The 693-nt window shown below is 35.1% G+C and carries 1 protein-coding gene; it reads right to left on the reverse strand.

Annotated elements, in window-relative coordinates:
- The coding region (locus ACFIK8_RS11580) for a 2-dehydropantoate 2-reductase N-terminal domain-containing protein (RefSeq protein ID WP_375669513.1) at window positions 1–382 on the reverse strand (382 nt) is incomplete at its 3' end.
- Between the last annotated feature and the right edge of the window lie 311 nt (window positions 383–693).

Raw genomic sequence — 693 nt, forward strand, 5'->3', positions numbered from 1 at the left:
CACCTAGAATCTCGCGAGCAACTTCTTGTAGAAGGCGCCCCGTACCATGTTCTAAGCCTTTCGTTGCCCAAATAATGCGTGAATGTTGATTCAAATAAGGTTGAATATTGTATAACACCTGATGAAATACATGGCTTGGAACAGCAATTAATATATTACGACTTGCTGTTATTGCAGTCTCAAGCGAAGCCTCAGGCGATAGATTATCAGGAAACTGAACATCAGGTAAAAATGCTTGATTGCAACGATGTATCTGTAATTCTCTAACATGTTGAGGATTATATCCCCACAATAAAACATGATGGCCGTTACGAGCAAAGGCAATGGCTAATGCAGTGCCATAAGAACCAGCACCAATAACTGTCATCGAAACCGCATTCATGAAGTTTCCTAATGATTTTTCAAATCTTTGTTTTTAATTGGATACTATTGTTGCAAAAACTCTTCACCTGAAAGATTTTTCATATCAATTAACTAGATATAAATATTACCTCTTCGTGATTTTACTTTAACACACAATGAACGAGCTTCTAAAAATCCTCATGCTCTCTGTGTTAAATTGTGATAAATACTATTGCTTGCGCACTTATAAAATAACCGTTTTCTTGGAACAAAATAAGATTTCACTAAACCATCTATAGATTCCTTTGTTTAAAATAAAAATATACTCCAAATTGTAATGACAAAACCCCT

This window comes from Bartonella sp. MR168JLCBS, assembly GCF_042194175.1.